This window comes from Paenibacillus radicis (ex Xue et al. 2023), from assembly GCF_024722015.1.
Taxonomy (GTDB): Bacteria; Bacillota; Bacilli; order Paenibacillales; family NBRC-103111; genus Paenibacillus_S.
In genome coordinates, this window is the sequence record NZ_JANQBD010000033.1 from 1 (window position 1) to 13,189 (window position 13,189).

12 protein-coding genes are annotated in these 13,189 nt (G+C 46.8%); 4 read left to right on the forward strand and 8 right to left on the reverse strand.

Annotation, left to right across the window (positions count from 1 at the left end; genetic code table 11):
* From NV381_RS32250 to NV381_RS32285, 8 genes are all read right to left on the reverse strand, one after another.
* Positions 1-928 (reverse strand): IS256 family transposase (locus tag NV381_RS32250; RefSeq protein WP_419182324.1); only part of this gene is annotated, 928 nt, incomplete at its 3' end.
* 485 nt (positions 929-1,413) lie between these two features.
* Positions 1,414-2,166, reverse strand: coding sequence for an amino acid ABC transporter ATP-binding protein (locus NV381_RS32255; RefSeq protein WP_258217420.1), 753 nt, complete (start codon positions 2,164-2,166; stop codon positions 1,414-1,416).
* Between the two features lie 51 nt (positions 2,167-2,217).
* Entirely contained in the window at positions 2,218-2,931 is a 714-nt protein-coding gene (locus NV381_RS32260; protein ID WP_258217421.1) for an amino acid ABC transporter permease, read from the reverse strand.
* A gap of 23 nt (positions 2,932-2,954) precedes the next feature.
* Positions 2,955-3,641 carry an amino acid ABC transporter permease gene (locus tag NV381_RS32265; protein WP_258217422.1) on the reverse strand — a complete coding sequence of 229 codons (687 nt, stop codon included), beginning with the start codon at positions 3,639-3,641 and terminating at the stop codon, positions 2,955-2,957.
* Between the two features lie 20 nt (positions 3,642-3,661).
* Entirely contained in the window at positions 3,662-4,561 is a 900-nt protein-coding gene (locus NV381_RS32270) for a transporter substrate-binding domain-containing protein (RefSeq protein WP_258217423.1), read from the reverse strand.
* A 22-nt stretch (positions 4,562-4,583) separates the two neighbouring features.
* Entirely contained in the window at positions 4,584-5,936 is a 1,353-nt protein-coding gene (locus NV381_RS32275) for an LLM class flavin-dependent oxidoreductase (RefSeq protein ID WP_258217424.1), read from the reverse strand.
* 2 nt (positions 5,937-5,938) lie between these two features.
* The gene (locus NV381_RS32280) at positions 5,939-7,258 is read right to left on the reverse strand and encodes an NtaA/DmoA family FMN-dependent monooxygenase (RefSeq protein ID WP_258217425.1); all 1,320 of its coding nucleotides are present in this window, start codon (positions 7,256-7,258) and stop codon (positions 5,939-5,941) included.
* Between the two features lie 144 nt (positions 7,259-7,402).
* The gene (locus NV381_RS32285; RefSeq protein WP_258217426.1) at positions 7,403-8,239 is read right to left on the reverse strand and encodes a sulfurtransferase; all 837 of its coding nucleotides are present in this window, start codon (positions 8,237-8,239) and stop codon (positions 7,403-7,405) included.
* Between the two features lie 179 nt (positions 8,240-8,418).
* Here NV381_RS32285 and NV381_RS32290 point away from each other — a divergent pair, with 179 nt between their 5' ends.
* The 4 genes from NV381_RS32290 to NV381_RS32305 all read left to right on the forward strand — a co-directional run bounded on the left by NV381_RS32290 (position 8,419) and on the right by NV381_RS32305 (position 13,132).
* Positions 8,419-9,609: a helix-turn-helix domain-containing protein gene (locus NV381_RS32290; RefSeq protein WP_258217427.1), complete on the forward strand. Its 1,191-nt coding sequence runs from the start codon at positions 8,419-8,421 to the stop codon at positions 9,607-9,609.
* 112 nt (positions 9,610-9,721) lie between these two features.
* The gene (locus NV381_RS32295) at positions 9,722-11,023 is read left to right on the forward strand and encodes a spore germination protein (protein ID WP_258217428.1); all 1,302 of its coding nucleotides are present in this window, start codon (positions 9,722-9,724) and stop codon (positions 11,021-11,023) included.
* Positions 11,016-12,080 (forward strand): spore germination protein, encoded by a 1,065-nt coding sequence (locus tag NV381_RS32300; RefSeq protein WP_258217429.1) that lies wholly within the window; start codon positions 11,016-11,018, stop codon positions 12,078-12,080. The genes NV381_RS32295 and NV381_RS32300 overlap by 8 nt, the downstream gene beginning before the upstream one ends.
* On the forward strand, positions 12,077-13,132 hold the full coding sequence (locus NV381_RS32305; protein ID WP_258217430.1) for a Ger(x)C family spore germination protein: 1,056 nt from the start codon (positions 12,077-12,079) through the stop codon (positions 13,130-13,132). Before NV381_RS32300 ends, NV381_RS32305 begins: the two co-directional genes overlap by 4 nt.
* Positions 13,133-13,189 lie beyond the last annotated feature (57 nt).

Here is a 13,189-nt window from a genome sequence, read left to right on the forward strand (position 1 = left end):
ACTTGTAAAAGGTCAAGAGTGTGGGCAATTGGTCTTCCCATGATTTGATTTCCTTTGGATACTTCTTGCCCCATTTTGCCTTTACCGTATCGAAGGCAGCCATAGCAAGATCATGATCGAGTGCATGATAGATCGTCTTCAAATCATCAATAAAATCTGCCTTATCCTGTACGCGAATCTTAGGAAAGGTAGAACGAACTTTGTGAACAATACAGTGTTGTACGTCAGCCTTCGGATACGCTTCCCGGAAAGCATCATCAAGTCCTGGAAGGCCGTCAAACACACCCAGCAACACTTCTTGGACACCACGCTTATACAGGTCTTTGAGGACATCCCGCCAGCCGTTGGCACTCTCTTGGCCACCTACGTAAAAGCCAAGAATCTGACGGTGGCCGTCTTCATCGATACCCATGGCAAAGTAAATAGCTTCGCTGCTAACCGTACTGCGTTTGAGTTTGACGTACAGGCCATCGAGGTAGATGACAGAGTAACGCTTCTTTAGTGGTCTGGACTGCCATTGGTGTATATCCTCAAGCACCGTAGCCGTAATGTTACTAACGGTAGTGGGAGAGTAGTGGCTACCAAACATACTTTCAATGAAACGAGCAACGTCTCGGGTACCCATACCGCTTTTATACATCTGGATAACTGCCTCCTCAAGCCAGCCATCTCGACGCTGGTAGGGTTGAAACACCTGCGTCTGGAAATCTCCATTGCGATCCCGTGGGACTTGTAGATCCTCGATGTGGCCAAACTTGGTGTGAAGTGTTCGCTTGTAATAACCGTTGCGGTTATTATTCGCTTGTTCACTGTCCTCCATAAAGTTTTTAATTTCAGCTTTCATGATGTTCTCAAGATTTTCTTGAACAAATGAAGTGACAAGATTTTCAAATAGATCTGAGAGCTTTGCTTCGTGTATAGTTGACATGAGTAGGGTTCCTTTCTTGGTGACTTTGATCATCCCGAGAATACCCTACTTTTTTGTTGCCTGACTAGGCTCCAAATTGTGGTACACAAACTATTTTACACCGTCTGATTTCATCTATATCACCTATATTAGCGTGAGTTTTTCCAGTTATATTGGTTTCAAACGATATCCTGGCTAGATTAGCGGGAGGATTTCCATCTATTACCTTTCTTTCGGTGGATTAAGTATTGGCCTCGCCTGCACATGCCCCTAAACAGCCCGCCAGTACTAGAATCACGGAAGTGAACGGTAATGCGGAAGTCATTGTTCCTCTATCAGCTGGAAAACTCAAAAAACAGAGGTATAACGGAAGTGCTAGTTCCGTTATACCTCTATTTTCATGAACAAATGCCCAGTACTTCCAACATAACGGAATTCCCACTTCCGCTATCTCCTTAGATTAGAACCGGCTGATGGAATAACGGAACTTTTAGTTCCGAATGGCCTTAAATGGAATAACTCAGCTCGGGTCGAATCCGCGCGAGGAATTGCTTGGTACGCTCCTCCTTCGGATCATTGAACAGCTCGTACGGGTTGCCTTCCTCCACAATTACGCCCTCGTCCATAAAGACGACATGATTGGCGACATCCTGCGCGAAGCTCATCTCATGGGTAACTATAATCATCGTAATCCCTTCCTTGGCAATTTTGCGAATCACCGACAGCACCTCACCCACAAGCTCCGGGTCCAGTGCCGAGGTCGGCTCGTCGAATAAAATCACCTCGGGATTAAGCGCCAGCGCCCGAGCGATGCCAACGCGCTGCTGCTGACCGCCGGATAACTGAGACGGATAGGCGTCCAGCTTGCTGCCAAGCCCCACCTTTTCCAACAGCTCTACGCTCCTTTGCTTCGCCTCTTCCTTAGGGATCTTCTTAACCACCACAAGACCTTCCATCACATTTTCCAGTGCAGTCTTATGCTTGAACAGATTATACTGCTGAAACACCATCGCCGATCTTTGCCGGAGCTGATGAATTTCCTTCTTGCCCGCACGTTTGCAATCGACAGAGAACCCGCCGATCGCAATGCTTCCTTCATCCGGCTTTTCAAGGTAGTTCAGGCAGCGCAGCAGCGTGGTTTTGCCCGAACCGCTCGGCCCAAGAATAGCGACGACCTCTCCCTTGCGTACGGTCAGATCGATACCCTTCAGCACCTGATTGCGGCCAAATGATTTTTTAATCTTAGACATTTTTATCATACTGTCTCACCTCAAGTTTAAGAGTCGCTATATCGCTTCGCTTGCCCATTATTACGCGGCAATCCTTCTTTCATGACGGCTGTACCTCGTCTCAAGCCATGCGAAGAGCCTCTCGCAACTCCAGCAAATGACCCAATAAATAAGCGAAGCGTCAAGATACATCTCCAGATATTGATAACCGTCACCTGCCACAATTTTGGCTTGGGCCATGATCTCGATAACTTTGATGGCGAATGCGAGTGAGGTTCCTTTAATCAAATTAATAAAAATATTGCCCAAATTCGGGAGAGCGACGACTAGTGCCTGGGGAGCTATAATTCTTAGCAATCCCTGGGATGTGGACATCCCGATAGAAAGCGCAGCCTCCATTTGCCCCGAATCCGTTGTGCCGATCGCCCCCCGAATGACCTCCGACTGATAGGCAGCCGAATTGATCGTAAACGCCAGCAAAGCGAAACCTAGAGGAGATATTTCCGAAAAAGGCAGATGCCAGCCCCATTCCTTGTTCAAAATATCGATGAGCAGCGGCGTGCCGTAGAACACGACATAAATTTGCACCAGCAGAGGGGTCCCACGGACGAAGGAAACGTACAAGGCGCCCAGCTTATTGAGTACCGGCACCTTATAGATTCTACATAATGCGATGATAAGTCCAATAACCGTACCCAATACCATCGAGATGACTGCCACCAACAAGGTTAAAGGCACGCCTTTCAGAACCTCCGGGAATTTCTCGATGGCAAATGCCAAGCTGAAGTTAGCCAATGGGGTTCCCTTCCTTTCTTCCTTTATCTCGCAATGCTGACATGCCCCTTTTTATAAATCTTCTCCAACCGTCCAAGTCCCTTCTCAATAACTATACTCAGCCCCCAGTAAATCAACGATACCAGGAAATAAACTTGAAACGTATTGGCGCCGTAATTATTGCCGAGGATGATCTGCACTTGACCCATAATATCAGTGATCCCGATGGAAAAGGCTAACGAGGTTTCCTTTAATAAAATAATGACATTGTTGCCCAAGCTCGGGATCGCAATGCCGAAGGCTTGCGGCAAAATGATTCTTCTGAGCGATTGACTGTAGCTCATCCCGACACTGTATGCAGCTTCCTGCTGTCCGCTTCCTACCGCCAGATAGGAGGATCGGATGACCTCGGAAAAGAAGGCTGCGCTGTGCAGCGAGAAGGTGATCACGGCAAAAATAATTTTGTCCCAGTTGTTCACATCGATCCCAAACAGGATAAGCAGCTGCGGCAGCCCATAATAGATCAGGAAGAGCTGGACGATGGTCGGAGTGCACCGCATGAAGGACAGATAGAACGTTGCAATGGCATAAGGAATTGCTTTTTTTTGAATTCTGACAATGGCTATGACCAATCCCAGCAATAGACCAAACAAGAGAGATAAAAGCAAAATCGTCAACGTGACAGGCAGTCTCTCAGCTATTCGCAGAATCAGATTCAGAGTCGTGTCCATTCCGGCGAAGCTCCTCTTCGTTAATTTTCCTTCCGGAATTTATAGCCCTGCTGTACGTACTCCAGGCTTTTAAACACATCCACCTTGAACCATTTCTCCGAAAGCTTGGGCAGCGTTCCGTCTTTGATCAGTTCTACAGTGGCTGCATCAATCTTTTGAGCAAGCTCCGGCTGGTTCTTGTTGAATATAAAATAGACCGACTCTTTCGAGATAACGCCACCGATCTTCAAGTTCAGGTTTAATTTCTTTACCGCATCTTCAAAATGATTGATATTAAGCAAATGGGCATCGTACTTGCCGGATTCAACGAGCTTCAAATCATCTGCTGGTGTTGTCTTCTCCACGTCCTCGATTTTGATCTCCTTGCCCGGATGCAAAAGATTATAGTCTTTAAGAATGTAACGGAAGCCGGAAACCGGAGTCATCGGCACCAATTTCTTGCCTACCAAATCATCCAGAGTCTTGATATCATTACGGTCCGGCTTGATGGCCAAGCCTGTAATCGAATAGCCAAACTCTTGCTTGGGGTATAAATATTTTTTCTCCCGCTCCGGATTTTTGAACCAAAAGTTGGCTGCGAAGGCGTATTTGCCAGTATCGGTACCGATCAGCTGACCTTCGTTATCTACAGCTTCGTATTCAAATTTATATTCCGGCAGCTTTTTCTCAAGCTCCCTCAAGTAGTCAATCATATAACCAGCCGGCTGATTTTTCTCGTCCAGGTAACTGAATAACGGCACAGGCACCGTATTTAGTGCCGCCTTGATGACTTTAGGCGCCGCTTTGGCGGCTGGTGATGCCGTATTTGGTGCAGAAGCATTGGCCGAGCTGTCTCCCACAGCTGGTGCGGTTTTTCCGCAGCCTGCCAAGATCGCAAGCAGCATCACAGCAAAAATAAGATAAAGACCTTTAGTTTTCATAAAAGGGTTCCTCCTGATTTTTTTATTTAGTATGGATCGCCGACCAGCGATTCGCTGGATTCGCTAACCCCAGATGGTCACGAAGCGTGCTTCCTGTATATTCAGTCCTGTAGCGGCCTCTTTGCTGCAAAATTGGAACAACATGGTCAACAAACTCTTCAAGCCCGCGAAGATAGTGGGATGGCATGATATTAAAGCCGTCACACGCTCCATGATCCAGCCATTCCTCCATCAGGTCCGCCAGCTGTTCCGGCGTTCCCGCGAATGTGTGATGTCCGCCTGCAGATATGACATGCCTGCTCATCTGCCTAACGGTCAGCTTCTCGCGTTTCCCCAAATCCTTCAGCAGCTGCAGGCGGCTCTTCTTGCTATTGTTGGCCTCCGCATCGATTTCCCAGTATGGAAAAGGACCGTCCAGTGGATATGCAGATAAATCCACATCAATTGTACCGGACAAGGTTCTCACTGCGACCTCCGGAAGAACAAGCTCGTTAAAGTACTCCTCTCTTTCCTTCGCCTCTCGCTCTGTCGATCCGAGAATGGGAGCGAGACCCGGTAAAATATGCAGCTGATCCGGCCTTCGTCCATACTGCTCCAGCATCCCTTTCAGATTCGCATAGTAAGCCTGCGCATCCAGAAGATTATCTTGAGCAGTGAAGACGACCTCCGCTTTCTGGGCTGCAAACTTCAGACCGCTTCCCGAAGACCCTGCTTGAAACAGCACGGGATACCCCTGCAGCGGGTGAGGTACATAAGAGCTGCCACTTATTGCGAAATAATCGCCTGAATGATTGATATCGTGCACTTTGGCCGGATTGAAGTAATGACCCGAGCTTCGATCCGCGAGCAGTGCATCTTCCTCCAAGCTGTCCCAAAGCTTCATAGCTACATCGACGAATTCATTCGCGCGATCATACCGCAAGGCATGGTCCATGTGGGCCTCCTTGCTGAATTGGGAAGCGAGCCGCGGATCCTGGGAGGTCACCATATTCCAGCCAGCCCGGCCTCGGCTCAAGTGATCCAGCGTTGCAAACCTTGCTGCAACATAGAAGGGGTCGTTATACGTCGTAGACAGCGTAGCCGTCAAGCCGATCTTCTCCGTAGCCGATGCCATAATGGACAGCAAGGTCAGCGTATCCGGTGTCGGTATCGAACGTTCCTCCGCTACCTTGCCATTCTGCTCGCCGATGGCGATTTGCTCCAGTATCAGGATCGTATCGAATTTCCCTCTCTCCGACAGCCTCGCAAAATCTTGATAGAAAGCCAGATCGAGCAGGCGATCGGCCTGGGTTTCTGGATGCCGCCACCCTCCGGTATGCTGTCCGGTATTTAATAGAAAAACACCGAGATGCAGCTGTTTTTTTGCATGTCCCATCGTTATCCCTCCCTGCTTATTGGGCCGTAAGCCGCCGGAGCCTTGAGCCCTAGATGATCCCTCAGCGTATTTCCCGTATATGCAGTACGAAAAAGGCCTTTGCGCTGCAGCAGAGGAATGACCTGTTCGACAAATTCGTCGAGTCCGTTCGGCAGCAGTGATGGCTGAAGATGAAAGCCATCGCTTCCATAAGCGAGATACCATTCTTCCATCCAATCGGCAAGCTGCTCCGATGTCCCTACGAACACTTTAGTTCCTTTTAGCTCCAATGCCCGGAGGCTGAGTTGACGGAGGGTCAAACCCTCCAGTCCCGCTGTTATGACCGCTTCCTTTAAGAAAGGAATAACAGGCAGTGGACCGTCGAGAGGGTATTCTGTCAGATCTGTATCAAACAGATCGGATAACAAGGCGATACCTGCCTCCGGATCGATCAGCTTTTGAAGCTCCGCGGCTTTGTTCCGGGCATCCTCTTCAGTCGCCCCTATAATCGGCGTCAAGACCGTCAGCACTTTTACGCCATTAGGGAAACGTCCTCTCAGGGCGTTTCGCTGCTTAAGCTGCGCATAAAAATCAGCTGCTTCTCTTACTGAAGGCCGTGAGCTTAAAATGAGCTCTGCCGAATCACTATCCTCCACATTCCCATTCCGGTTTCCCAGAACTGAACTCGACCCGATGCGAACCGGATATCCCTGAGGAGGTCGGGGAATGCTCAAGGGACCCCGCACGGTAAAATGCTTCCCTGCATGATGGATCAAATGCACCTTGTCGGAATCGGTATAACGTCCCTGCTCCCTGTCGACAATGACCGCCCCTTCTTCCCAGCTGTCCCAGAGGCGTTGCGCTACTTCAACAAATTCCTGCTGGCGCTCGGTCCGCTCAGATCGGGACAGCTCAGGCAATCCGCCATGGCGCTTCGGCTCGCGATGATCTGACACACTCGCCAGCCATGCCGTTCTTCCTCCGCTGAGATGATCCAGCGCCGCCAACTGCCGCGCTACGGCGAACGGCTCAATGACGGATGTCGATACCGCTGCGCCTAGCCCAATATGCTTCGTGACAGAAGCCAAAGCTCCCAACAAAGTGAAAGGCTCAAGAAGCAGCCCCGGCTCTTTTCCTGTAGCTCCTAGGCGATCGCCGACAGAAGTATGATCCAGAAACAGCAGATCGAATTTGCCACGCTCAGCGGTTTGCGCCATTCTGTAGAAATAGGACGGATCATGCAAGTTCTCTGCGCGGGCATTGGGATGCCGCCAGCTCCCGGGGTGGTATCCTGTGCTCTGCAAGGATAACGTAATATGAAGCTGGCCTTTTCTTTTGCTCATATTCAGTCATCATTCCTCTCCTTTTTATTCCTTGTTCCTTGTATTTTGAACTCCAGCACTCCGACGAAAAAAGGCCAAGACCTCCATTGCGCTGTATGCAATGATAATCTTAGCCTCCGGTCATCCGGTCAGCTGCCTATTTAACTATTTACTTCCTGTGGCAATCGGATTGTCTGAATAAGTAATCCAATCACTCCAGCTTCCGCCATACAGCTTGACATTAGTGAACCCGGCTTCCGTTAAAGCGAGGATGTTAGGACACGCTGTAACCCCCGACCCACAGTACACGATGATCTCTTTTGACCCATCCACTTCATTAAACAATTCTTTCAATTCACCAGTCTCTTTCAACGATCCTTCAGCAGTGAAAGCATTTTTCCAAAAATAGTTTACAGCCCCAGGTATATGTCCAGCCATTTTATCTATCGGCTCTTCGAGACCGAGATATCTTTTCTCTTCACGCGAATCGATGAGGATCGTATCCGCTTGCTCCAGTCTTTGCCTGATTTGTTCGGCGTTCAGCAGCCATCCTTCCTGCAGACGAGGAATGAATTCACTCGAGCTGTAAGCGGGAAGCTCCGTCGTAACCTCATAACCAAGGCTCTTCCAATGCGTAAAGCCGCCATCCAGCACATAAACACGGTCGTGACCGTAATACTTCAAAATCCACCACAGCCGGGAAGCCATTGCGCCACCTTGATCGTCATAAGCGACTACGATTTTTGTTTCATCAATCCCTGCATTCCCAAGCTTTATAGCCAAATCATTCACCTTAGGAAGAGGATGTCTTCCGCCATGTGCTTCAATTGTACCTGACAGATCATGCTCCAGATCGAAATATACGGCTCCCGGCAAATGGCCGCTCTCATAGGCTTCTTTTCCTGCAAAAGGATTCCCGAGAATAAACCGACAATCTGCAACTACAAGCTCCTTATTGTTTAAGTTTTCACTGAGCCATCTCGCGCTAACTGTGTTCGACAAACGATTCTCCCCTTTACTTTACAAATAATGATTGAAATAACATAATTCATATCGTTATACTAGGATTAATTAAAATTAGCACGCCCCTATTCCTAAGTCAACAAAATGATAAATATAAACGACCAATGACCAAAATAGACGAAAATGTCCTTAATTTTACATTTCGGAGGTGCTTCCTAATGCTCAAGGATCAATTCAATTTAATACATATCCGGGAAGTCATGGATCAATTGGATGTGAGCCGCTCCACTATTGACCGCTGGCGCAAAAATAAACAGCTGCCAAGCGTTAAAATAGGCAAGGAAATCTACTTCGATAAGAACGAGGTAATGCGTTGGTATCGAGAGTTTGGCCAAGTACGGCGCACTCCCTCAGCCTCCTCCAGCGACGAGACCCTAATCATCGGATATACAACTGTGTCGACCCATATGTGGAGCCCGTTAATTATTAAAGAGTTCGGATTACTTGAAGAAGAGCTGAAACGCATCCGCTCCAAGGACAAGATCGAGGTCAAGTGGCATAAAGCCAAAGACGGCATGGAGCTGATTAATTGGATGATCGCCGGCAACATTCATATTGCCACTTTTGGAGACTACGCCCTGTCCGTCAGTCATTTGGTTGGCACGCTGTTGCCTGATTTCCGACCCATTCTGCTTGCCGCCGCAGGCAAATCGACTAATGGAGATGGATTTGGGATGGTAGTACCCACTGATTTGACACTGGGGAGCATATCCGAGCTCGCAACTTTGCCCATTGCCACTACTTTTCGTACTAACGCCGAGTACCGGTTAAGAAAGATGCTGGAATCGCATAACATGCCTGAGTTGAATATAATTCACCGCTCCATTGAGGAAAGTATGGAAAGCTTGCGTCAAGGCAGGCTAAGCGCATCGATCATGTGGGAACCATTCCTTAGTCTTGTCCATCACCAAAAAATCGGAAAATCGATTTTCAATCAGGAGTTAGGTTTAGGTTTCATGGCTGGGATAGTGGCGGATGAACGTTGGGTTTTGGCCCATGAGGATTTGGCCGTCGCCTACTTGAAGGCGAATCTGCTCGCCAACCGTCTAATCCGGGACCAGCCCAATCGGGTTGCAAAAATATTTTCTGCGGAAACCGGGTTTGCAGTAGAGGTAACCAGCCTATCCATTTCAAAAATCCGTTGGGATGCAGCCCTGTACTACAAGGATTTGAAGATGCTGAATTATTTTGAGCCCGTCCAGCATTTGGGACAAATCTCACCTTCCAAAGAACAAATGGAGATTCGTTTCAATACCCGCTATCTCCGCATTGCCGCGCAGGAATTGAAGCTCCCCGCTTTGCCGCTAACACCGCTTGATGGAGCATGGCAGAAGGAACTCTATTATTGAGGGTTATGGACATCAGCCTAATCCTTACCTCATCTATTTGAAATAGTGAAGCTCTGTTTAATCATACATATTTCCATGGTATTTAATGCAAACTATGGAAGAGGTGATTTTAATGTACGATTCCATTAAATTGGATTGGGAGCAGCAGCTTATTGATCAAATGAAAGACAATGCCGATTTTACAATAACAACCGTATCCTTCTCAGGCCAATTAATGACCTTGTACTATTTAAAGTCACTGGTCGATCTGTCAGAAACGCTTTCCATCATGGAACAAAATCCGGAAGAGTCTTTGCAGGCAGCTCCATTCTCCATTGAACTGGTCACTTCTATGCTCTCCGGAGAAATAATCATACGCCAAATGGATTCTGACAAGCCGATTTCCTTAACACCAGTGGGATCAAAGCTCAGCCGCCCGATCATGCCGCCTCAGAATGAGCATCCGCTTCAAGTAGCGTTCGATTCTTTCACTGAGGATCTTAATACCAATATTGGTTTACTCCGTAAAAAAGTAAAAAGAAAAGACATGGTTGTCGAATCCCATACAACAGGCACTAATTCGCCTAGGGACATTGCCTTTATTTACGTAAAGGGAGAGGCTAACATTAAAGTAGTTGAATTTATTAAACAAAAGCTTCAAAATAACAAATCCAACGATATAAAAAATGTAGCCGATTTACTGAAAATGCTCGAACAGCCTCAGCTTTCCCTTGTTCCGACCTATTTATCTACGGAGATTGCTGAAGAAACCGCCCAAAACCTGCTTGACGGCAAAGTGATTATCATTATGGACCAATTCCCCTTTGCATTGGCATTCCCGGCCATTATCAAGGACTTGTGGTCACTTAAATCCGACTTGAACTATCCGGCTTTGGTTACGTTTTTTTATCGCTTTTTTAGGATCGTAGGGATCCTGTTTGCTATCGTTACGCCCGGTTTATATGTCATCTTGAATTCCGTAAATCCTGAGCTTCTCCGGATTCAATTGGCTATTTCTGTTGCGCAGAGTAGAGAGGGTGTTCCTTACCCAGCCATTGTTGAGGTATGCCTCATGCTGGTCCTGCTGGAAATGGTCATTGAGGCTACTACACGTCTACCGAAAAGTATCGGTCCTACTATTACGATGATCGGTGGCATTATACTGGGTCAAGCCATTGTCCAAGCCCAACTGGTCAGCAACTTGCTGATCATTATTTTGGCTACCTCCACTATTGCTAATTTTGCGATTGCGGGGTACATGAATACGGTTGGAATCCGAATTTTCAAATATTTCACTTTATTGCTTAGTACGATGTTCGGCATATTCGGGTTGGAAGCATCTATTATTGGGTTATGCATTTATTTGTCAGGCCTCAATACGACCTCCGTTCCCTATATGAGCCTTAGTGTAAAAGGACAAACTTCCTATGAGTAAATGGATGATTTACATCTTACTTCTGCAAGTGCACCTTGCGGCTGCCCTTTCCTTCTACGCTGTCAAAATTTTTGATTCAACAACTAAAGCCCATTGGGAGCCCGTATTGGCCAGCTGTCTGTTGGAGGTTGTTCTTGTATGGATCTATCTGAAAGGATTATCCCTCTCCAAGGGAAAAAACCTGGTGGAAATCATCAGAGGAGCAGTGGGAAAATGGGGGGCTATTCTGATTCTCCTGCCCTTTGTTTTGTTTATTTTTTTTCATTTAATCCTGCTGGCACGTAATCAAATTACCGATATCAACATCACTTTGCTTCCCCAGACCCCTCTATGGGCCACTACTTTGGTCTATGTGATTTTGCTATTTTACGCGGCTAGCAAAGGAATTGCCGTGATCGCTCGTATGAGCGTAGCTTTATTTTTCCTTTTTATGCCATTTGTTCTTTTTTCGTTGCTGATCAGCTATAAAAACTTTGACCTGTTAAATGCATTCCCTTTATGGGACCCTACTATGTCCTTCGTGACAAAACCGTCCTACTACGTAAGCATGTATGCCCATACTGGCTTTTTGTTCCTGGGAATGCTGTCCTTAAAGAAATCGGTTACTATGCGAAAGATGTGGTCTGTATTCGCTTTAATTGCCTTTTTTTACATAGCCAGCGTCTATGTCCCCCTCTTCATATTTGGACAAGAAACATTGATCCTTTTGGAACATCCTACCCTAATTGCAACTGATACGATTGATCTGGAATGGGTTGTATTCGATTGGCTGCCCACCTTTTTCATCGTCTCGTCCAGTGCCCTAAGCATCCTAGAGGGTGCAGTTTCAACCTGGATGTTCATCCTTCTGATAAGGAAACTGATCTTGCCTGTTCAAGAATTATGGCTCTTGCTCATCTTCGGATTCGCCGTATATGTGCTAAGTTTAATGATTCCCAATGTGCATCGCCTGAATCACTTTGACTCCGTAAATACATTATTTGCCCTTTACAGCATCATCATTATACCTGTTGTGACGGTTCTGTCCAGTTTAAAGCAAAGGAGGCATCCTTCTTGATATCCCGTTCTATGATTCGTCTTCTAATCCTGAGTATGTTTGTTCCATTATTGAGCGGCTGTTGGGATGTCAAGGACATAAATAAGCGTTATTTGCCCGTCGTTATGGGGATTAATATGAACGATGATGGCCTTTATAAGATCATCCTTCAAGTTCCTAATATTAAGGGGGGAACGCTTTTTTTGGAAGGAGAGTCCCGCTCCATAAGCAAAGCTGTGGACACAATCCGTACGAAAGCGGAGAAAAGCGTGGATTTGGTACACTTGAGGTTATTTTTGGTAAGCCAGAAAATCGCCGAGAAAGGGATGAAGGATATCGTGGATTACGCCATGCGAGCCAGCGATATTTCCATTAAAGGTATGGTAGCTATCGTAGCTGGCGATTTTGAAAAAACACTTCATCATAATATCAAGCCAACCCCAGAGGTGTCCTCGTATGACTATTTCAGCGAAGAAGCCGGCTGGACCCCGAGTGTATCAATCAATCGGGTATGGGAAGCATACCGCGGCGCTTATTCGTATACGGAGGACTTCGCCATTCCATTGGTTGAAAGAGGTACGACTACCTTATTTGTATTCAAAGGCTCCGCCATCATGAGACGGGATCGGATGGTTGGAATACTCTCCCCCGATGAGACCCTACTAAATAATATTTTCCAGGAAAAGTATACAGGCGGAACGATCGAATTAGCCGAGGATGCAAGTATTCTCATAAAAAAAGCTTCCGTTCACAACCATACCAAATGGCCTTCCACAGGACCTGAATTAGTGAGCCGTATCCGTTTGGATGTTGAAATTACCGAGAATAAAAAAGATAAGAAAGATGGCGAAATCGCTAATGATCTCAAGAAATTACTTGAAAAGCAAGCCAAGAATATTTCCGAGAAACTTCGATCATTAAAAGCAGACGTGCTTGGAAACGGTCAGCTTTTTCGACATCTAATGTCTAACCAGCAGTTGAAGGACTGGAAGGACAAGCTGTACCCGCAGTTGAAACATGAAATTATCGTCGAGGTCAATATTCTCGATAGTATTGACTTTAAGGAGAAATAGCATCGGAGCAATTTGCTGATTCTAGTAGGTCGTGCTAATCTCTTCGACCGCCATGTA

Coding starts and splice junctions, on each gene's coding strand:
- NV381_RS32280 (WP_258217425.1), bottom strand. CDS start 7,258: ATGAGCAAAAGAAAAGGCCAGCTTCATATTACGTTATCCTTGCAGAGC.
- NV381_RS32265 (WP_258217422.1), bottom strand. CDS start 3,641: ATGGACACGACTCTGAATCTGATTCTGCGAATAGCTGAGAGACTGCCT.
- NV381_RS32290 (WP_258217427.1), top strand. CDS start 8,419: ATGCTCAAGGATCAATTCAATTTAATACATATCCGGGAAGTCATGGAT.
- NV381_RS32300 (WP_258217429.1), top strand. CDS start 11,016: ATGAGTAAATGGATGATTTACATCTTACTTCTGCAAGTGCACCTTGCG.
- NV381_RS32275 (WP_258217424.1), bottom strand. CDS start 5,936: ATGGGACATGCAAAAAAACAGCTGCATCTCGGTGTTTTTCTATTAAAT.
- NV381_RS32270 (WP_258217423.1), bottom strand. CDS start 4,561: ATGAAAACTAAAGGTCTTTATCTTATTTTTGCTGTGATGCTGCTTGCG.
- NV381_RS32295 (WP_258217428.1), top strand. CDS start 9,722: ATGTACGATTCCATTAAATTGGATTGGGAGCAGCAGCTTATTGATCAA.
- NV381_RS32255 (WP_258217420.1), bottom strand. CDS start 2,166: ATGATAAAAATGTCTAAGATTAAAAAATCATTTGGCCGCAATCAGGTG.